Here is a 21158-nt window from a genome sequence, read left to right on the forward strand (position 1 = left end):
CTGTGCTAAAAGCCCAGCAGCTAGTGCGCTGCTGGGTTGATTATTTGTTATTACAGCGATATTATCTCGCGCCCTATTTCTTGGCTTCCGGGGCGTAGGTAGCTGTCAATTGGAGTCCCACTGAATGGCCCGTATTGCAGGCGTTAACATTCCAGATAACAAGCATACTGTTATCTCGCTGACCTACATCTATGGTGTTGGTCGCACAACTGCACACAAAATCTGTGCTACTACCGGGGTTAACCCGGCGGTAAAGATCAAAGATCTGAGCGACGAGCAGATTGAACAGCTGCGTGGCGAAGTCGCGAAGTTCACCACTGAAGGTGATCTGCGTCGCGAAATCAACATGAAAATCAAGCGCTTGATGGACCTCGGTTGCTATCGCGGTCTGCGTCATCGTCGTGGTCTTCCAGTGCGCGGTCAGCGTACCAAGACTAACGCGCGTACCCGTAAAGGTCCGCGTAAGCCGATCCGCAAGTAATCGCCCCAGCGAATCGACAGGAATTAAATCATGGCAAAACCTGCTGCTCGTCCTCGTAAAAAAGTTAAAAAGACAGTGGTTGATGGCATCGCCCACATCCATGCATCTTTTAACAACACAATCGTGACCATCACCGACCGTCAAGGTAACGCTCTTTCCTGGGCAACCTCCGGTGGTTCGGGTTTCCGCGGTTCTCGCAAGTCCACGCCGTTCGCTGCTCAAGTAGCTGCTGAACGTGCTGGTCAAGCTGCGCTGGAATACGGCCTGAAAAACCTCGACGTCAATGTCAAAGGTCCAGGTCCAGGTCGTGAATCTGCTGTCCGTGCTTTGAACGGCTGCGGCTACAAGATCGCCAGCATCACCGACGTGACGCCAATCCCGCATAACGGGTGCCGTCCGCCGAAGAAGCGCCGCGTGTAATCCAGGAGATTGTAAAGAATGGCTCGTTACATTGGTCCAAAATGCAAACTCGCTCGTCGCGAAGGCACCGATCTCTTTCTGAAGAGCGGCGTGCGCGCGATCGAATCGAAGTGCAACATCGAAGCAGCACCTGGTATCCACGGCCAACGCCGCGGTCGCCAGTCCGACTACGGCACTCAACTGCGTGAAAAGCAGAAAGTCCGTCGTATTTATGGCGTTCTCGAGCGTCAGTTCAGCGGCTACTACAAAGAAGCTGCCGGCAAGAAAGGCGCAACTGGTGAGAACCTGCTGCAACTGCTCGAATGCCGTCTGGACAACGTTGTATACCGCATGGGCTTTGGTTCGACTCGTGCCGAATCGCGTCAGCTGGTATCGCACAAGTCGGTCAGCGTAAACGGCAAAACCGTTAACGTTCCGTCCTACCAGGTCCGTGCTGGTGACGTAGTGGCAATTCGTGAAAAAGCGAAGAACCAACTGCGTATTGTCCAGGCTCTCGATCTGTGTGCCCAACGTGGCCGCGTAGAATGGGTAGAAGTAGACACTGAGAAAAAATCTGGCGTCTTCAAAAGCGTTCCAGCTCGCAGTGATCTGTCCGCCGACATCAACGAAAGCCTGATTGTCGAGCTCTACTCCAAGTAAGGGCTAGAAAATAGGTGCATCCATGCAGATTTCGGTAAATGAGTTCCTGACACCCCGCCACATTGATGTGCAGGTTGTCAGTCCGACCCGCGCCAAAATCACCCTCGAGCCTCTCGAGCGTGGTTTCGGCCATACCCTGGGCAACGCGCTGCGCCGCATCCTGTTGTCCTCCATGCCCGGCTGTGCAGTAGTCGAGGCCGAGATTGACGGTGTGCTCCATGAGTACAGCGCCATCGAAGGTGTACAGGAAGATGTCATTGAAATCCTGTTGAACCTTAAAGGTCTGGCTATCAAGCTGCACGGTCGAGACGAAGTTACGCTGACCTTGTCGAAGAAGGGTTCGGGGGTGGTTACCGCTGCCGATATTCAGCTGGATCATGATGTCGAGATCGTTAACCCCGATCACGTAATCGCTAACCTGGCGTCTAACGGCGCCCTGAACATGAAGCTCGTTGTAGCTCGTGGTCGCGGTTATGAACCAGCAGACTCGCGTCAGAGCGATGAAGACGAAAGCCGCAGCATTGGTCGCTTGCAGCTCGACTCTTCGTTCAGCCCGGTCCGTCGCATTGCATACGTGGTGGAAAACGCCCGTGTCGAGCAACGTACCAACCTGGACAAGCTGGTTATTGATCTGGAAACCAACGGTACTCTGGATCCTGAAGAGGCTATCCGTCGTGCAGCAACCATCCTGCAACAGCAGTTGGCTGCGTTCGTCGACCTCAAAGGTGACAGCGAACCCGTTGTAGTCGAACAGGAAGACGAGATCGATCCGATCCTGCTTCGTCCGGTTGACGATTTGGAACTGACCGTACGTTCGGCCAACTGCCTTAAGGCGGAGAACATTTACTACATCGGCGACCTGATTCAGCGCACCGAAGTAGAACTGTTGAAGACTCCGAACCTGGGCAAGAAATCCTTGACCGAGATCAAGGACGTTCTGGCTTCTCGTGGTCTCTCCCTCGGCATGCGCCTCGACAACTGGCCGCCTGCAAGTCTTAAGAAGGACGACAAGGCGACTGCCTGATCGTCGTAATCACCGAACGTAGTGTTTGGTAAGGAATGAACCATGCGTCATCGTAAAAGTGGACGTCACCTGAGCCGTACCAGCTCTCACCGCAAGGCCATGTTCCAGAACATGGCGGTGTCGCTGTTCGAGCACGAGCTGATCAAAACTACCCTGCCGAAAGCCAAAGAACTGCGTCGCGTTGCTGAGCCGCTGATCACCTTGGCCAAGATTGACAGCGTTGCTAACCGTCGTCTGGCATTTGACCGTACCCGTTCGAAAGAAATGGTCGGCAAACTGTTCAACGATCTGGGCAAGCGTTATGCAACTCGTGAGGGTGGCTACCTGCGCATCCTCAAGTGCGGCTTCCGCGCTGGCGACAACGCGCCAATGGCGTACGTCGAACTGGTTGATCGTCCTGTCGGTGGTTCTGTAGAAACCGCTGAATAAGACATCAGTCATTACAAAGAACCGGGCCCAGTGCCCGGTTTTTTGTTGCCTGCGATAATCGTCCCCTGGTAACCGGATTGTCTCGAATATGGGGTGACTCTAAGTGATAATCGGAACCCTCCTCATTTCCCACCCTTTTCGGTACCAAATGGCCGAATTTCGCAGTATTTCTGACTTTATTTGCTATCCCATAGGGTGACCAACCAGTCTGGTTGGTTCAAACTAACGCCTTTCACGAGGAGATGGACGGCGATGCAAGGCCACCCGGATGTAATTGATTACCTCAATACCCTGCTGACTGGCGAACTGGCTGCGCGCGACCAGTATTTTGTCCACTCGCGTATGTACGAAGATTGGGGTTTCAGCAAGCTTTACGAACGTATCAATCACGAGATGGAAGAAGAGGCTCAGCACGCTGATGCGTTGATGCGCCGGATTCTGATGCTCGAAGGCACCCCACGCATGCGTCCGGACGACCTGGATGTGGGTACTACGGTCCCCGAGATGCTCGCCAGCGATCTTCGTCTGGAATACAAGGTCCGGGCCGCGCTGTGCAAAGGTATTGCGCTCTGTGAGCAGCACAGGGATTACGTCAGCCGTGACATCCTCCGCATTCAGCTCGCCGACACGGAAGAAGACCATACCTACTGGCTTGAAAAGCAGCTGGGCCTGATCAAATCCATCGGCCTCGAGAATTACCTTCAGTCGCAGTTCTGAGGACTGAAAAGCTCGCTACAAAAAAGCCCCTGCCGCAGATCGCGACAGGGGCTTTTTATTAGGAGCATGCGATTAGGCGCGATCACGCTCCAGGAGCGGCTTCAGATAGTGGCCGGTGTAGGACTGTTTCATTTCCGCCACCTGCTCGGGCGTACCGGTAGCGATGATCTGTCCGCCTTTCGAACCGCCTTCCGGGCCCAGGTCGACCAACCAGTCCGCGGTCTTGATCACGTCTAGGTTATGCTCGATCACGACGACCGTGTTGCCGTGATCTCGCAGGCGATGCAGGACGTCCAGCAATTGCTGGATATCCGCGAAATGCAGACCCGTGGTGGGCTCATCGAGGATGTACAGGGTCTTGCCGGTGTCACGCTTGGACAGCTCGCGAGACAGCTTCACACGCTGGGCTTCGCCACCGGAAAGCGTGGTCGCCGACTGACCCAGCTTGATATAGGAAAGACCCACATCCATCAGCGTCTGCAACTTCCGGGCGAGAGCAGGTACGGCGTCAAAGAACGTCCGCGCCTCTTCGATCGTCATCTCCAGTACTTCGTGGACGTTTTTGCCCTTGTACTTGACCTCAAGCGTCTCACGGTTGTATCGCTTGCTCTTGCACACATCGCAAGGGACGTAGATGTCAGGCAGGAAATGCATCTCGACCTTGATCAGGCCGTCACCCTGGCACGCTTCGCAGCGACCCCCTTTCACGTTGAAGGAGAATCGGCCAGGCCCGTAACCCCGTGATCTTGATTCAGGCACGCCCGCGAATAACTCACGGATGGGTGTAAACAGCCCGGTGTACGTCGCAGGATTTGACCGTGGTGTACGCCCGATGGGGCTCTGGTCAATGTCGACGACCTTATCCAGGTGCTGCAGGCCGTCCATGCTGTCGTGTGCCGAAGCCTCAAGCGTCGTTGCACCATTGAGTGCGGTGGCGCTGAGAGGGAACAGGGTGTTGTTGATCAGCGTCGACTTGCCCGAGCCCGATACACCGGTCACGCAGGTCAGCAGGCCGATTGGAATTTCCAGATCGACGTTGCGCAGGTTGTTGCCGCGCGCGCCTTTGAGTTTGAGCGACAGCTTTTTATTACGCGGCGTGCGCTTGGCAGGCACAGCGATCTTCACCCGGCCCGACAGGTACTTACCCGTCAACGAGTCCGGATGATCCATCACTTCCTGCGGCGTGCCTTCCGCGACGATCTTGCCGCCATGCACGCCTGCGCCCGGACCGATGTCGACTACGTAGTCGGCCAGTCGGATGGCGTCCTCGTCGTGCTCAACCACGATCACCGTGTTGCCGATGTCTCGCAGGTGTCGCAACGTCTCCAGCAGACGATCGTTATCGCGCTGATGCAAGCCGATTGAAGGCTCATCGAGGATGTACATGACGCCGACCAGCCCGGCACCGATCTGACTGGCCAGACGAATCCGCTGCGCCTCACCGCCAGAGAGCGTATCGGCGCTACGGTCCAGTGTCAGATAGTCCAGCCCGACGTTAACGAGGAACTGCAGGCGCTCGCGAATCTCTTTGAGAATCTTATCAGCGATTTCACCGCGGCGGCCTGTGAGCTTCAACTCGCCAAAATAATGGGTAGCGTCGCCAATAGGCATGTTGGTCACGGCGGGAAGTGTCTTCTCGCCGACCCACACGTGACGCGCTTCACGGCGCAACCGCGTGCCACGGCACTCGGGGCAGGGCTGGGTGCTGAGAAATTTCGCCAGCTCCTCGCGGACTGTGGTCGATTCGGTTTCCCGGTAACGGCGCTCCAGATTGGGAACGATGCCTTCGAACGGGTGCGCACGTTTGACGATGTCGCCACGGTCGTTCAAGTAACGGAAGTCGACGCTGTCCTTGCCACTGCCGCCCAGCAAGACCTTCTGCAGATCGGCAGGGAGCTCCTTGAACGGCACCTCGAGGCTGAAGCGGTAATGCTTGGCCAGCGAGCCGAGCATTTGGAAGTAGTAGACGTTACGCCTGTCCCAGCCACGGATCGCGCCTTCTGCCAGCGTGAGTTCGCCATTGACCAGCCGCTTGGTGTCAAAGAATTGCTTCACGCCCAGGCCGTCGCAGGTTGGGCATGCGCCGGCAGGATTGTTGAACGAGAACAGCTTTGGCTCCAGCTCACTGATCGCATGACCGCAGATCGGACAGGCGAAGCGCGCGGAGAAAATGATCTCTTCGCCTGGCTCATCGTCCATCGGCGCGACCAGCGCAATGCCATCTGCCAGCTTCAGCGCGGTTTCAAAGGATTCGGCCAAACGCTGTTGCAGGTCTGAGCGTACCTTGAAGCGGTCAACCACGACGTCGATCGAATGCTTTTTCTGCTTGTCGAGCTTCGGCAGCTCGTCCAGCTCGCACAGACGGCCGTTGACCCGGGCACGTACGAAACCCTGAGCGCGGAGCTCTTCGAAAACCGCCAGGTGCTCGCCTTTACGCTCCCGAACCACGGGAGCAAGCAGCATCAGTTTCGCGCCTTCGGGTTGTGCCAGCACCAGATCGACCATCTGGCTGACGGTCTGCGCCTCCAGAGGAATGTCGTGATCCGGGCAGCGCGGCTGGCCCACTCGTGCATAGAGAAGGCGCAGGTAGTCGTAGATTTCGGTGATGGTGCCCACGGTCGAGCGCGGGTTGTGGGACGTAGACTTCTGCTCGATGGAAATGGCCGGGGAGAGGCCTTCAATCGTGTCGACGTCCGGCTTCTCCATCATCGACAGAAACTGACGCGCGTAGGCGGACAGCGATTCAACATAGCGGCGCTGGCCCTCGGCGTAGAGCGTATCGAACGCCAGGGACGATTTTCCTGAGCCGGACAATCCGGTGATGACGATCAGCTTGTCGCGTGGAAGGGTCAGGTCGATGTTCTTCAGGTTGTGGGTTCGAGCCCCACGAATCAAGATCTTGTCCAAAGCTGGCCTCGCACGGCGGGCGTGTAAAACGTGGAAGTATACGGGGAAATACTGGATGGATACACACTATTGAAGGGCGTGCCGCCTCACTCGGAAAAAAGAATATTCCTGCGATGCGCGGCAAACCGTCGTATGTGCTCTAAACGATGGGACTGGTAGAATCGCCGCCGGTTCATACGAGGTTTCTTCATGCACGATTCTCACAGCGAGCGCATGAGCGGCAGCGAAACCCGCGCGGCGGGCGGTCTGGCGCTGGTGTTCGCCTTCCGTATGCTTGGCATGTTCATGGTGCTCCCCGTACTCGCCACTTACGGGATGGACCTGGCCGGCGCGAGCCCGGCACTCATCGGTCTGGCGATCGGTGCTTATGGCCTGACACAGGCGGTGTTGCAGATTCCTTTTGGCATTATCTCCGATCGCATCGGCCGTCGCCCCGTCATCTATTTAGGGCTGATCGTGTTTGCGCTGGGCAGCGTGCTGGCCGCCCAGTCCACCTCGATCTGGGGCGTGATCGCCGGTCGGGTCCTGCAAGGCGCGGGTGCTATCTCCGCGGCGGTCATGGCGTTGCTGTCCGATCTGACCCGCGAGCAGCATCGCACCAAAGCCATGGCGATGATCGGCATGACGATCGGCGTGTCGTTCGCCGTTGCGATGGTGGTCGGCCCCATTCTGACCAGTGCATTCGGATTGTCCGGACTTTTTCTGGCGACCGGCGCGATGGCGCTGGTCGGCGTGGCGATCGTTGCCTTCGTCGTGCCCAAGTCCACGGTGACCCTGCAGCACCGGGAATCCGGTCTGGCACGACAGGCACTGGGCGCGACGCTTCGTCATCCCGACCTGTTGCGTCTGGACTTGGGTATCTTCGCGTTGCACGCCATGCTGATGTCCAGTTTCGTTGCATTGCCGCTGGCGCTGGTCGAAAAAGCCGGCTTGCCCAAGGAGCAGCACTGGTGGGTGTATCTCACAGCGCTGCTGATTTCTTTCTTCGCGATGATCCCTTTCATCATCTACGGCGAAAAGAAGCGTCAGATGAAGCGGGTTTTGCTCGGCGCCGTGCTGGTGCTGATGCTCACTGAGCTATTCTTCTGGGAGTTCGGAGACACGCTGCGGGCGCTGGTCATCGGCACTGTGGTCTTTTTCACCGCATTCAATTTGCTCGAAGCGTCGCTGCCGTCGCTGATCAGCAAAGTGTCTCCGGCGGGCGGGAAGGGCACGGCGATGGGGATTTACTCCACCAGTCAGTTCCTGGGTTCGGCGGCGGGGGGCATCCTCGGCGGGTGGCTTTTCCAGCACGGCGGACTGGATGTGGTGTTCCTCGGCGGCGCCGGGCTGGCCGCCATCTGGCTGGCGTTTGCTGTTACCATGCGCGAACCTCCCTACGTAACCAGCCTTCGCTTGCCGTTGTCGCCCGAGGCTCAACGCGACACAGGCCTTGCCGATCGCGTGTTGGCCGTACGCGGAGTAACAGATGCAGTAGTGGTCGCCGATGAGGCTGCCATCTATATCAAATTTGACAAAGAACTGTTGGATCGGGCGTCTTTCGACGAAGTGGTCAATCCAGCGTCGGAAACGTGTGAAGCCTAGGAGAACGTTATGGCCCGTGGGGTTAACAAAGTCATATTGGTCGGCACATGCGGCCAGGATCCCGAAGTCCGCTACATGCCTAACGGTAATGCCGTGACCAACCTGAGTCTGGCAACAAGCGAACAGTGGACTGACAAGCAAACCGGTCAGAAGGTCGAGAAGACCGAGTGGCACCGTGTTTCGATGTTCGGCAAGGTCGCCGAAATCGCCGGCGAGTACCTGCGCAAGGGTTCGCAGGTTTACATCGAAGGCAAGCTGCAGACCCGCGAATGGGAAAAAGACGGCATCAAGCGTTACACGACTGAAATCGTCGTCGACATGCAAGGCACCATGCAATTGCTCGGTGGCCGTCCTCAAGGCGACGGCGCTCCACAGGGCCAGGGTGGTGGCGGTTATCAGAACTCCCAGAACTCGGCACCGCGTCCGCAGCAGCAGGCACGCCCGCAGCAATCCGCTCCTCAGCCACAGCGTGAATCACGCCCTGCGCCGCAACAAGCGCCGCAGCCAGCGCCTGATTTCGACAGCTTCGATGACGACATTCCTTTCTAAACACCGCGTGCTCCAGCCGCGATAACGCAGCAAACAAAAGCCCCCGCACAGCTCAGTTGTCGGGGGCTTTGTTTTGGGTCGCGTTCGAGGGTTACAAACCCAGATCCGATAACCCGGGATGATCGTCAGGACGGCGTCCCAGCGGCCAGTGAAACTTGCGCTCTGCCTCTTTGATCGGCATGTCATTGATGCAGGCGAAACGCCGCGCCATCAAGCCGTCTTCATTGAACTCCCAATTCTCGTTGCCGTACGAGCGGAACCAGTTGCCTGAATCGTCGTGCCATTCGTAGGCGTAACGGACCGCGATGCGGTTGTCGGTGAACGCCCAGAGCTCTTTGATCAGGCGGTAGTCGAGCTCCTTGTTCCATTTGCGAATCAGGAAATTTTGCGCCTCTTCACGGTTCTCGACGAAATCGGCGCGATTGCGCCATTGGGTGTCGAGTGTGTAGGCCAGCGAGACTTTTTCAGCGTCCCGGCTGTTCCAGCCATCTTCAGCCAGGCGAACCTTTTCGGTGGCGGATTCTCGGGTGAAAGGAGGAAGTGGCGGGCGAGTTTGGGCATTGGACGACATGATGGACCTCCAGGCGGTGATGATTCGGCGGTGGGTGGGACGTGTGTGGCTAGGAACTGGAAGGCAAGCGCTGTTCGAGCATCAACTGGGCAACAGCCTTGGCGCTCTCTGCAGCACTGTAGTCGCCCATAACGCGAGCGACGGTGATCGCGCCTTCCATGAGGATGAGCAGCTGTCTGGCAAGAGTGTGCGGATCGGCAATCCCGAGCTGCTCGCAGAGCTCCAGCGTGTAATCCAGCAGTTTCTGCTTGTGCAGCTTGGCAATAAGACGGATGGGGTCCTGTGGATCGCCAACTTCGCCGGCGGTATTGATGAACGCACAGCCGCGAAAGCCTTCGGACTCGAACCAGCCTTTGAGCACATCAAACATATTTAGAACGCGCGCTTCAGGGGTGTCGGCCTTGCTTGATTCAGTCCGAAACCAGTCCATCCAGCGTACGTCACGTGCGTTGAGCGCAGCAGCCGCGACCTCGTCTTTGGTAGCGAAGTAGCGATAGATGCTTTTCCTCGCGACGCCCGACGTCTTTACCAGAAGGTCCATGCCGGTGGCCTGAATGCCATTCTGGTAAATAAGCTGTTCGGCGGTCGCGAGGATTTTCTCGCGGGTATTGGCCGTTGATGTATTCATGACGCGGAAGGTAGAACGTCCGTTCTCCCGCGTCAAGCCGCTCCTTCAAGAACAGGCTCAGCGCACCTGGTCAGACTCCGGCAGCGCGCGTTTCAAATCCTCTGCACTGGGTGATGCCTTGGCCAGCGTTACGGGGATGGATTTAGCCGCAGGCACCTTGCTGCGTTCAGCGTGATGCCACAACGGAACAAGTGGATTGCACTCGGGGTAGTACGCCGCGCAGCAGTTCTCGGGGATGTCATAGGCAATGATCTGCAGAGGTCCTACCGAACGCGTGACCTGAGGCTCGATGGCGGTGGTGACGTTGACCCAGTCTCCCGGTTTGAAGCCCATTCGCAGGACGTCGTTGCGGTTCATGAAGATGACCGCGCGGGTGCCGCTCACGCCACGGAAGCGATCTTCGTAGCCGTAAATCGTGGTGTTGAACTGGTCATTGCTGCGCAACGTCATCAGTTGCAGCACGTCGCGGCGTGTGTGGTTCGGGTACACATCATCGTTTTCTTCGAGCAGTTCGGGCGTGATGAACATCGCGCGGCCACTCTCGGTTTTCCATTCACGCTTCGCTGCCGCGATGGGGCGATGAAAGCCGCCGGTTTCCCACATGCGGGTTTCCATGTCGTGGAAAATCTCGGGATAGACCTGAGCGATGCCCTGACGGATCAGCGCGTAATCGCGGCGCCAGGCGTCCCAATCGATCCGGGTGGCACCGGATAATGTTGTCTCGGCAATGCCAGCGAGGATCGCGGCTTCGGCGCGGGCGTGGGCGCTGGCCGGTTCGCTGTTACCCTGCCACGCCCGCACGCAGCCGGTGCTGTCTTCGGTGGTATAAACCTGCTCGACGCCGTTTTGCACATCCTTTTCGATGCGCCCGAGGCAGGGCAGGATCCATGCATTTTTCCCCGGAACCAGGTGAGTACGGTTCAGCTTGGTGGCGATCTGAACGTTCAGGTCCAAGGTATTCCAGGCCGGCTCCATGCGGGACGTGTCGGGGATCGCCCGCAGAAAATTCCCGCCGAGCCCGATGAATCCGCGCACGCTCCCGTCCAGAAGTCCTTCGCAGGTCTCAACGGTATTCAGCCCTTTTTTCGAGGGGACCGCGAAGCCATACAGTGCCTCAATCTTATCCACAGGAATCTTGTTCGGGTCTTCGGTAATGCCGACGGTGCGCTGGCCCTGCACGTTGGAGTGACCGCGCACCGGGCAGATGCCCGCGCCGCGCTTGCCGATGTTGCCGCGCAGCAGGAGCAGGTTCACCAACATCTGCACGTTAGTCACGCCGCGCCGGTGTTGGGTGATGCCCATGCCGTAAACCAGCATCACGCGCTCGTGTCTGGCGTACACCGTCGCCACCGCCTCCAGCGCGTTGCGGCTCAGTCCTGCCTGACGCTCGATGGTGTCCCAAGGCGTTTCGAGCGCGCAGTTGCAGAACTCGGCGAATCCTTCGGTGTGCTGGGCGATAAACGCCTGATCGATGATTCCGGGCTGACCCTTAGCCAGCGCCGCCTCGTCCATTTCGAACAGCGATTTGGCAATGCCCAGCACCACCGCCGTGTCGCCACCGATTGCCAGCTGGTGATATTGAGTGCTGATGACCGTCGATTTCGGCCCGAGCATTTCCACCGGGGACTGCGGATTGACGAAGCGTTCCAGGCCGCGCTCGCGGATCGGATTGAACGTGATGATCGGCACGTCACGCTGTCGCGCTTCACGCAGCTGATGCAGCATACGCGGGCTGTTGCTGCCCACGTTCTGGCCGAAAAACAGGATGCAATCGGTGTGCTCGAAGTCATCCAGCGTCACTGTTCCTACCGGTACGCCGATACTTTCCTGCAGGCCGACCGACGTGCTCTCGTGGCACATGTTCGAGCTGTCGGGCAAATTGTTGTTGCCGTAGGCACGGGCGACCAGTTGGTACATGAACGACGTTTCCAGCGAGGCCCGCCCCGATGCATAAAAAACCACGCTCTCCGGCGTCATGCTTTTCAGCTGCGCGCCAATGTCGCGGTAGGCCTCCTCCCACGTGGTTTCCTGGTAACGATCAGTTCCAGCGTTGTACCGCATGGGGTGCGTGAGGCGGCCCTGTTGCTCAAGGTCGTAATCGGGCCACTGGCGCAACTCGGTGAGGGTGTGCCGGGCGAAAAAGGCCGGGTCGGTCTTCCGCGACGTCAGCTCCCACGCGGTGGCCTTCGCGCCGTTTTCGCAGAACTCCAGGCTGTGGGGTTTGCCGGGCTTGGCCCATGCGCAGCTGACACAGGCAAACCCGCCCGGCTTGTTCTGCTTGATCAGCGGCAGGCCTGCACGAATCGGTGCCTGCTCACGCCAGAGGATCTCCATCACCGACTTCGCCGAGCCCCAACCGCCGGCGGCAGAGGTGTAGGGGCGGAAATGGGCTTTGGGATGGATGAGCGACATGGAGTTGATCCTCGGCGGAGCGGGCGCACTGGAGACAGTCGCCCTCGTAAGGCTACGACGAAGCGGCTCGGTAAAGGTTCGTTACATTTGTCGGTAAGAGGACCGTCAACGGCCAACATGACGATTGCGTGTCGGAGCGAACTTGCCGGGTGAAATCCGATCAGTGTCAGAGGGCCGTTTTTTCCACGGTTCCCTGATCGAAGGAGTGACTCGCGTTTTGCCGAATTTCAAACCCTTTCTGTTGCTTTGCCTGCTGTTAAGCGTTTGCAGCGTCAATGTTCAAGCCGCTGACGCCCCCGCCGCAACAACCGCTGCCGCTGCGGCACCCGCCGATTCTGCACCGCAGGATCCCGCCAAAGCGGAGATTCTGGTCAAGGGAGGATTGCTCGGCGCCATCAGTTCCAGCATCGACAGCGTGCAAGACAAGCTCGATGTGGATGGCCACCTGCTCGACTCCTGGCGTCTGCGCGCTGACCGCGCCGCCGACGAGATCGACGCGCTGGTCAACAAGCCGCAGTCGCGCTCAGCGTGGCGGATCGCCGGCGATTTCGTGATGCTGTCCCTGGTGTGGGCGGGGGCGTTCCTGCTGCTCAATCGCATCGGCGCGTTCCTCGTCACCCGGCTATCGCGGCACCGGTTTTTGATTCGCCGTGATCGCGTGGTCGGGGTGCTGGGTTATATGCTTCCTTATATGGTGCCGGCGCTCATCTGCCTGCCGCTGACCCTGTACGTCAGCCACTTCATGCCGACATCGGTCGGACGCGCGCTGGCGCTGTGTCTGGCGTACTCGACCAGCAGCGGGATTTTCTCCACCTCGGTGCTGTTGTCCCTGATTGTGCTGTTCAACTCGGGCCATAAACGGCCAGCGGTGCGCATCATTCGTCACTACGCGCCGCATCCGCTGTTCATCATCGGCTTTCTCGCGGCGTTGAGCGACGCGTTGACCAGCCCGCAGATTGCCCGGCTGTTTGGTGGCAACGTGACCACCAGCATCGCGGCGTTCACCGGGCTGATGGCGTCGGTCATGTTTGGCATGGTCGTCATCCGCATGCGTCGGCCGATCGCCCATCTGATCCGCAACCGTTCCCTCGGCGCCCGGCTGGCGCGGCCCGCGGTGCAACAGACGCTGAAGATTTTCTCCAGCCTGTGGCACTTGCCGATCCTGCTGATGATTCTGGTCTCGGCGGTGAATCTGATCGGTGCCGGCGAAGGCAGTCAGGAAGCCCTGCGTTGCGCGTTGCTGACGACAGTCCTGTTGATTGGCGCGGTGTTTCTGAGCACCTTGTTCCAGCACGTGTTCAAGCCCACCGAGACGCGGACCGACAGTGTTTACAAGGAGCGTCTGCTGAGCCTGTTGCACGCGGTCATGCGTATTGCGCTGGCGATCGGCTTCATCGAGTTGCTGGGCCGGATCTGGGGTTTCTCGCTGTTCGAATTTGCCCAACGCAATGCACTGGGCAAAGTGATCAGCGATTCCCTCAGCAGCATCGGCCTGATTCTGTTGGTGACCTGGTTGCTGTGGGTGGTGATGGACACGGCCATTCAGGAAGCCCTGAAGCCTCCGGCCAGTGGACGTTCCGCGCGTCAGCCTAGCACGCGGGTGAAGACCATCCTGCCGCTGCTGCGCAACGCGATGAAGATCATCCTCGTGGTGATCTGCACCATCACGACCATGGCCAATCTGGGCATCAACGTCGCGCCACTGCTGGCCGGTGCGGGGGTTGTCGGTCTGGCGATCGGCTTCGGTTCGCAGCAGTTGGTGCAGGACGTCATTACCGGCCTGTTTATCATCATCGAGGACACCATTTCCATCGGCGATTGGGTGGTGCTGGATTCAGGCCATGCCGGCACGGTCGAGAGCCTGACGATCCGTACGTTGCGTCTTCGCGACGGCAAGGGCTTCGTGCATTCGGTGCCGTTCGGGCAGATCAAGGCGGTCACCAACCAGTCGCGGCAGTTCGCTTACGCCTTCTTCTCGTTCCAGTTCACCTACGACACCGACGTGGACGCGGCGACTTCGCTGATTCGTGAAGCGGGCCAGTCGATCAGCGATGATTTGCTGCTGGCGAGCAAACTGCAGGGGCCGCTGGAGGTGTTCGGGCTGGATCGAATGGACATGAACGGCATTGTCATCACGGCGCAGTTCCGCACGTCATCGGGCGGGCAGTACGCGGTGAGCCGTGCATTCAATGATCGGCTCAAGCGACTTGTGGATAAGTCCCTCGAGGTACGATTCGCGCAAACTTATCCACAGCTGGTGATGAGCCCGCACAATCGCCAGGCACCGGAAGACAAGGGTGGCGAGGAGGGCGCAGAGCAACAAGCGCTGCCGGGCAAAACCTCGGTGGTGAACAAGGATGGCTCCGAAAGCCCTGTCTGAGGCCGGGCCGCAGCAGAGTCGGGGTTGGTCATCACACGCCCCACTCGGCTGCGCTTATCTGAACAACCGATCGCGCACCTGCAACATCAGCGCCTCATCCACCTCGCCCCAGTACTGCGGCTTGCCGGCGATGATGGCGGCGATGGGAATGCCGTCGCGGTAAACCAGCTTGTTGCCCACTATCGCCGGGACCTTCGCGCCGGGCAGCAGCGTCCCGGCGAGGTTGAGCGGGTCGACGCCGCTGACGGCAATCAAGCTGCCGTCCAATGGGCGGTTGCGGACTTCGCGCAACAGCGGGATGGCTTCGGGCAATGCGAATTGCTCACCGGCCAGGCCTGAAACGAAGCGCCCGCCGCGAATCTCTCCGCGTGCCTCAAGCCTGTGGAACGTGCGCAACAGCTCGCGCCAAGTCGGCAGCCAGTCCGCCTCGCGCTCCAACAGGCGCCAGAACACCACGCCGTATCGGCGTAGCAAGGTCATGGCGACATGCTCCAGCGTGTCACTGTCGATCCGTTGTGACGCGCCTTCTTCTTTCGCCGGCGCGCGACGCAACAACGCCCAGCGCCCGGCATCGTCCATGCCGCCAATGAACGCGCCGCGATTGCGTCGACTGGTGTGGCTGCTGCGTTTGCTCGCCGGCGTGATCAGCGCTCGCAGCCCGGCGAAGCTGTCGGCATTGACCAACCCGGCACCGACCAATTCCTGCAGTGCCGTTTCCAGCTCGGCCCGCAACAAGTGCGCTTCGCCGGTCAGCTCATCGAAAAACATCGCGCCCTGGCTCGACAATACCTCGTGAACCTTCTGCGCGCGCAGGGATAATTCAGTCGGCGCCGGCTGTTCGGTCAGCCCGGTCCACAGGCGGACCTGCGGTCGCGGCAGCAGCACAATCGGCGTACTGCGCAACGCAGCGCTGCCAACCTTGTTGCGACTGGTCAGACGCATCCACACCACCTTGCCGGACCGACACAAGTCATCCAGCCAGATCGATGAATAATCCTTCAAGCGTGCCGGAAGCAGATCACTGTCCCAGGCGCCTGCTGCTGACGAAAACCCCTCCAGTTGCGCGACGACTTCCGGCAGCGCAGCTTTGCCCTGGCTCTGGGTGGTCGCAGAGAGATGCTGCCAGTCGAACAGGAATCGAGTGAAGTCCTGCAGCGACACCGGCTCGATTTCCCGGCGCAGGCGTTTGACCGTGTAACGGTGGATGCGCGACAGCAGATGCCGCTCGCACCATTCTTCCTTGCCGGCGTCAGGGTTGAACTGACCGCGCAGCACGTAACCTTCGTTCTCCAGCTGCGCGAGTGCCTGGGCGACTTCGTTCTGCGTCAGCGCCAGCGGCTCGGCGATGTCAGCGACCGTAAGCGGGCCGAAACCGCCCAGCCGCGCCCGCACGATTTCGACGCGCGCTTCGTCTTCGGTCCACGCTTCGTCGAACCCGGCCAATGCCGCCAATGGCGGGTGCATTTCAGCTGCGGGGTAGATCGCCTGCAAACACGTCAGCCGCTCCAGAGGAATCCACAGCGCCTGTTCCGGGGTGACCTGCAAGCGCGTGCCACGACCCGAGCGGGCCAGGCTCTCCAGCCATTTCATCCAGTCGCTGTGCTCGCGGGCCTCCACGCCGGTGATGCACCCCAGGCTCATGAGCGCCTCGTGCATCTCATCCACGTTTTGCGGCTGCGGCCAGGCTTCATCGGCCACCGCTTTGATCGCATCGACATCCAGCGCGCCGAGATCGTCGGTGGATTCCGGGTCGCTCCAGCGCCGATTGAGCACCGCCTGGGTGCGACGTTCTTCCAGCGGCGCGTTGTCGAGAAACGCATACGGCTTGGCGTTGAGGATTTCCGCCGCCAGCGGCGAGGGCGCAGGCAGATCGCGACTGACCAGACGCACTTCGCCGTTCTCCATGCGCCGCAGCAATTTCAGCCAGCTTTCGGCGTCCATGGCTTCATGCAAGCAGTCGTCCAGGGTCTGCTCAATCAGCGGATGCTCCGGCACATCCCGCTCGCCCACCAGATTTTCCAGACAGGCGATCTGGTCCGGAAACACCGTGGCGATCAGGTCATCGCTCTTGATCCGCTGCAACTGAGGCGCCACTTTTCGCCCCCCGGTGTAACGCGGCAGGGCCAGGGCGACCCCGGCGTTCCAGCGCCAGCGCACGCCGAACAGCGGCGCATCCAGCACCGCCTGAATCAGTAAATGCTCGGCGGTGGCGGCGTTGAGATAACGCCAGACTTCGTCAAGCGCAAAGCTGTGCGCCGTGGACAGCGACAGCACGATGGCGTCCTCGCTGGCGGCGGCTTGCAGCTCGAAGTTGAAGGTGCGGCAGAAGCGCTTGCGCAGCGCCAGCCCCCACGCGCGATTGACCCGGCTGCCGAACGGGGAATGAATCACCAGTTGCGTGCCGCCGGACTGATCGAAAAAGCGCTCGATGACCAGCGTGTCCTGTGACGGCAGCGCGCCCAGGGCCGAGTGCGCGCGGGCGAGGTATTCAATGATCTGCTCGGCGCTGGCGAGGTCCAGGCCCAGGCTTTTTACCAGCCAGTCCGTGCAGGCCTGAAGATTGCCGGGGTGGGCGCTGAGCTGCTCGTCGATGTCGGCCTGCAAGCGGGCGACGGCGAACGACAACTCGTCGCTGCGCCCGGGCGCTTCACCCATCCAGAACGGAATGTTCGGCGGCATGCCGTGGGCGTCCTCGACCCGCACGCGGCCGGACTCGATCCGCAGAATCCGGTAGGACGTGTTGCCCAGCTGGAAGATGTCCCCCGCGGCGCTCTCCACGGCGAAGTCTTCGTTGACGGTACCGATGTTCAGCGCCTGGGGTTCGAGGACGACGCTGTAATCGGCGTTGTCCGGAATCGTGCCGCCACTGGTGACCGCCGTGAGTTTGCTGCCGCGCCGGCCACGCAACGTGCGGGTCAGCGCGTCGCGATGCAGGTACGCCGCGCGCACGCCCTGACGCCCGCTGTAGCCTTCGGCGAGCATGCTCAGCAGCGCCTGATAATGGCCTTCATCGACGTCGGCGTAGGGCGAAGCCTTGCGGAACAGCGCCAACAGGTCCTGCTCCTGCCATTCCTGACAGCTGACCTCGGCGATGATCTGCTGCGCCAGCACATCCAGCGGCGCCTTGGGAATGACCAGCGTGTCGAGCTCGCCGCGACGCACGCAATCCAGCAGCGCCGCGCACTCGATCAGATCATCCCGGGAAACCGCGAACAGCCGCCCCTTGGGTGTGCCGCCAACGTGGTGACCGGAGCGGCCGACGCGCTGCAAAAAGGACGCGATGGAGCGGGGCGAGCTGATCTGGCAGACCAGATCGACGTCACCGATATCAATCCCCAACTCCAGCGAAGCGGTGGCAATCAGCACTTGCAGATCACCGCGCTTGAGGCGCTGCTCGGCGTCGAGCCGCTGTTCCTTGGCCATGCTGCCGTGGTGGGCGGCAACGGCCTCGTTGCCCAGTCGCTCGCTCAAATGCCGCGCCATGCGCTCGGCCAGGCGCCGGGTGTTGACGAAAATCAGCGTGGTGCGATGTTCACGCGCCAGCACCGCGAGCCGGTCGTAGACCAGTTGCCAGACGTCGCTGGACATCACGGCGCTCAGGGCCACAGGCGGCACTTCGATAGCCAGATCCCGGGGGCGCGCGTGGCCGATGTCGACGATGGCGCACGGCCGGCTGACCGGGTCGCTGCCCACCAGAAAGCGCGACACCCGCTCGATAGGTTTTTGCGTCGCCGACAGCCCGATGCGCAGCAGCGGTTTTGCACACAGCGCCTGTAAACGCTCCAGTGTCAGGGCGAGATGACTGCCGCGCTTGCCGGCCGCGATCGCGTGAATCTCATCGACGATGACGGTCTGAGTGCTCGCGAGCATGCGCCGACCGGAGTCGGACCCCAGCAGCACGTAGAGCGATTCCGGCGTCGTCACCAAAATGTTCGGCGCGGTTTTACGCATCGCGGTGCGTTCTTTCTGCGGCGTGTCACCGGTGCGCACGGCAGTGGTGATGCGCAGCCCGGGCAGACCTTGCTGAATCAGCTGATCGGTGATGCCCGCCAGCGGGTTTTGCAGATTGATCTGGATGTCGTTGGACAGCGCTTTCAGGGGCGAAACGTACACCACGAAGGTCTCGTTCGGCAGCTCGCCACCCCGCTCCAGCCCCTGATGCACCAGATCATCGATGACCGCCAGAAACGCGGTCAGGGTTTTCCCGGATCCGGTGGGCGCGGCAATCAGCGTGGACTCGCGGCGTTTGATCAGCGGCCACGCCTGGGCCTGGGCCGCGGTAATGGCCGGGAATGTCGAGCGAAACCACGCGCTGACCGCCGGGTGAAAGGCGTCGAGCACCGGGTCGGGTGTCTGGGGAAGGTTCATCGCTAATTAATGCGGGCGCAGACAGGCGGATGCAAGAGGCAGATACCGGGCCAAGTGATCGGCGGCGCGCCTCAACAGCTTCACGCAGTCCCGCGCGCCCGAGGCTGTTGGGACTTGCCCGTCGACGTGTTATGTTTGCGGACGTTTTTCACCTAATTTTAATCGACCTGAAGACTGAGCCTGCTGACTCTATGCGAATGCGCCTTATGCTATTGGGCGGCGGGAATGCCCTCGGGCAGGCGTTGATTCGTCTAGGTGCCGAGGAGAACATTGGATTCCTCGCGCCGCGCCCACCGCAAGACGGTTGGGATGCGGCAAGCCTGACGCAACTGCTCGATGACACCCGCCCGGATGCCTTGATCAATCTCGCTTACTACTTCGACTGGTTTCAGGCGGATCGGGTAAGCGCTGACAGGCTGGATAATCAGGAACGCTCTGTGGAGCGTCTCGCTGAACTGTGCCAGCACCACAACATCGTCCTTGTTCAACCCTCCAGCTACCGCGTTTTCGACGGTTCGCGGGCGACGGCTTACAGCGAAAAAGACGAGCCCGTGCCGCTGGGTTCCCGTGGGCAGGCCCTGTGGCGCATCGAGCAAAGCGTGCGGGCAACCTGTCCGCAGCATGTGCTGCTGCGTTTTGGCTGGCTGCTCGACGACAGCGCCGAAGGTGTACTGGGGCGCTTTCTCAGCCGCGCCGAATCCCCTGGTGAATTGCTGCTGGCAGACGACCGTCGTGGCAATCCGACGCCGGTCGACGATGCCGCGAGGGTGATCATTTCGGTGCTCAAACAGCTCGATTGCGCCGCGCCGCTGTGGGGTACTTATCACTACGCCGGCCACGAAGCGACCACGCCACTGGCGTTCGGTCAGGCCGTGTTGACCGAAGCCCGTCTGCTGCGCCCGCTGGCGATCGAGGTACCTACCGCGCAGGCCCACGCCGCACGTCCGGACGCCAGCGAGGAGCCGCAGAACGCCGTGCTCGCCTGCAAGAAAATTCTCCACACTTTCGGTATCAAGCCACGCGCCTGGCGTGCCGGCCTGCCCAACCTACTGGACCGCTATTACCGCCATGTCTGATGCTCCTGTCCTCATCACCGGCGGCGCCGGTTTCATCGGTTCGCACCTGACGGACGCGCTGCTCGCCAAAGGCTATGCCGTGCGTATTCTCGACGACCTGTCCACCGGCAAGCCCAGCAACCTGCCGCTGGACAACCCGCGTGTTGAGCTGATCGAAGGTGATGTGGCCGATGCCGCGCTGGTGGCCCGAGCGGCGGTAGGTTGCCAGGCCGTGGCGCACCTGGCTGCCGTCGCGTCGGTGCAGGCCTCGGTGGATGATCCGGTGAAGACGCACCAGAGCAATTTCATCGGCACGCTGAATGTCTGCGAAGCGATGCGCCAGGCCGGTATCAAACGCGTGGTGTTTGCTTCCAGCGCTGCGGTGTACGGCAACAACGGTGAAGGCGAGGCCATCACCGAAGACACCCCGAAAGCACCGCTGACGCCCTATGCGTCGGACAAACTGGCCGGTGAGCACTACTTCGATTTCTATCGCCGTCAGCATGGTTTGGAGCCTGTCGTGTTCCGCTTCTTCAACATCTTCGGCCCGCGCCAAGACCCTTCATCGCCGTACTCCGGCGTGATCAGCATCTTCGCAGAGCGTGCGGTAAACGGCCTGCCGATTGCCGTTTTCGGTGATGGCGAGCAGACCCGCGACTTCTTCTACGTCGAGGACCTGGTTGACCTTGTGGTACAGGGAATCGAAATGCCGACCGTGGCAGAGGGCGCGGTCAATGTCGGCCTGAACGCGACGACTTCGCTGAATGAGCTGCTGGCCGCCCTTGCCGAGGTGGTGGGGAACCTGCCAGCGGTAAGCTACCTGCCGGCGCGTTCGGGTGACATCAAGCATTCCCGGGCGAGCAATCAGCGTCTGCTTGAGCGCTTCAAAGTGCCAGAGCCCACGCCGCTGAAGGTCGGGCTGGCGCGACTGCTGGGGCGCTGAAACCCGCGCAGCAAAAAGGCACCGATGAGGTGCCTTTTTTATGCCTGTTCG

The 21158-nt window shown here is 60.4% G+C and carries 16 protein-coding genes; 11 read left to right on the forward strand and 5 right to left on the reverse strand.

The annotated features are described in order from the left end of the window. The first annotated feature begins 124 nt into the window (after positions 1-124). From rpsM to bfr, 6 genes are all read left to right on the forward strand, one after another. Positions 125-481 (forward strand): 30S ribosomal protein S13, encoded by a 357-nt coding sequence (gene rpsM, locus M1E04_RS02555; protein ID WP_037017739.1) that lies wholly within the window; start codon positions 125-127, stop codon positions 479-481. Between the two features lie 30 nt (positions 482-511). After that, a complete protein-coding gene (gene rpsK, locus M1E04_RS02560) occupies positions 512-901 on the forward strand; it encodes a 30S ribosomal protein S11 (RefSeq protein ID WP_002555466.1) in 390 nt (129 codons plus the stop codon). 18 nt (positions 902-919) lie between these two features. Next, entirely contained in the window at positions 920-1540 is a 621-nt protein-coding gene (rpsD, locus tag M1E04_RS02565) for a 30S ribosomal protein S4 (RefSeq protein ID WP_037017742.1), read from the forward strand. Between the two features lie 22 nt (positions 1541-1562). Next, positions 1563-2564 (forward strand): DNA-directed RNA polymerase subunit alpha, encoded by a 1002-nt coding sequence (locus M1E04_RS02570; RefSeq protein ID WP_007970428.1) that lies wholly within the window; start codon positions 1563-1565, stop codon positions 2562-2564. 42 nt (positions 2565-2606) lie between these two features. Beyond that, the gene (gene rplQ, locus M1E04_RS02575; RefSeq protein WP_065988453.1) at positions 2607-2993 is read left to right on the forward strand and encodes a 50S ribosomal protein L17; all 387 of its coding nucleotides are present in this window, start codon (positions 2607-2609) and stop codon (positions 2991-2993) included. A gap of 252 nt (positions 2994-3245) precedes the next feature. Then, positions 3246-3710, forward strand: coding sequence for a bacterioferritin (gene bfr, locus M1E04_RS02580; RefSeq protein WP_122623962.1), 465 nt, complete (start codon positions 3246-3248; stop codon positions 3708-3710). A gap of 72 nt (positions 3711-3782) precedes the next feature. Here the strand turns inward: bfr and uvrA are convergent, their stop codons facing one another. Further along, positions 3783-6617: an excinuclease ABC subunit UvrA gene (gene uvrA, locus M1E04_RS02585; protein WP_456292336.1), complete on the reverse strand. Its 2835-nt coding sequence runs from the start codon at positions 6615-6617 to the stop codon at positions 3783-3785. 189 nt (positions 6618-6806) lie between these two features. Here uvrA and M1E04_RS02590 point away from each other — a divergent pair, with 189 nt between their 5' ends. Beyond that, on the forward strand, positions 6807-8201 hold the full coding sequence (locus M1E04_RS02590; protein ID WP_074891760.1) for an MFS transporter: 1395 nt from the start codon (positions 6807-6809) through the stop codon (positions 8199-8201). A gap of 9 nt (positions 8202-8210) precedes the next feature. Continuing rightward, on the forward strand, positions 8211-8750 hold the full coding sequence (locus M1E04_RS02595; protein WP_037017756.1) for a single-stranded DNA-binding protein: 540 nt from the start codon (positions 8211-8213) through the stop codon (positions 8748-8750). A gap of 91 nt (positions 8751-8841) precedes the next feature. Here the strand turns inward: M1E04_RS02595 and M1E04_RS02600 are convergent, their stop codons facing one another. Genes M1E04_RS02600 through M1E04_RS02610 form a run of 3 tightly spaced genes read right to left on the reverse strand, consistent with a single transcriptional unit; the run spans position 8842 to position 12361 of the window. Next, entirely contained in the window at positions 8842-9321 is a 480-nt protein-coding gene (locus tag M1E04_RS02600) for a nuclear transport factor 2 family protein (RefSeq protein ID WP_456292337.1), read from the reverse strand. A 49-nt stretch (positions 9322-9370) separates the two neighbouring features. Beyond that, positions 9371-9949, reverse strand: coding sequence for a TetR/AcrR family transcriptional regulator (locus M1E04_RS02605; protein ID WP_296306172.1), 579 nt, complete (start codon positions 9947-9949; stop codon positions 9371-9373). Between the two features lie 57 nt (positions 9950-10006). Then, positions 10007-12361, reverse strand: coding sequence for an FdhF/YdeP family oxidoreductase (locus M1E04_RS02610; protein WP_456292338.1), 2355 nt, complete (start codon positions 12359-12361; stop codon positions 10007-10009). A gap of 217 nt (positions 12362-12578) precedes the next feature. On the opposite strand from M1E04_RS02610, the gene M1E04_RS02615 reads away from it, so the two are divergent. Continuing rightward, positions 12579-14741: a mechanosensitive ion channel family protein gene (locus tag M1E04_RS02615; RefSeq protein ID WP_456292339.1), complete on the forward strand. Its 2163-nt coding sequence runs from the start codon at positions 12579-12581 to the stop codon at positions 14739-14741. 54 nt (positions 14742-14795) lie between these two features. On the opposite strand, the gene M1E04_RS02620 is transcribed toward M1E04_RS02615, so the two are convergent. Then, positions 14796-19109, reverse strand: a complete 4314-nt coding sequence (locus M1E04_RS02620; RefSeq protein WP_192133442.1) for a DNA glycosylase AlkZ-like family protein — start codon at positions 19107-19109, stop codon at positions 14796-14798. Between the two features lie 191 nt (positions 19110-19300). Here M1E04_RS02620 and M1E04_RS02625 point away from each other — a divergent pair, with 191 nt between their 5' ends. Beyond that, a complete protein-coding gene (locus M1E04_RS02625) occupies positions 19301-20185 on the forward strand; it encodes a sugar nucleotide-binding protein (protein ID WP_065988444.1) in 885 nt (294 codons plus the stop codon). Continuing rightward, a complete protein-coding gene (locus tag M1E04_RS02630) occupies positions 20178-21107 on the forward strand; it encodes an NAD-dependent epimerase/dehydratase family protein (protein ID WP_192133444.1) in 930 nt (309 codons plus the stop codon). Before M1E04_RS02625 ends, M1E04_RS02630 begins: the two co-directional genes overlap by 8 nt. Positions 21108-21158: the final 51 nt, after the last annotated feature.

Source organism: Pseudomonas sp. AK106 (assembly GCF_053903055.1).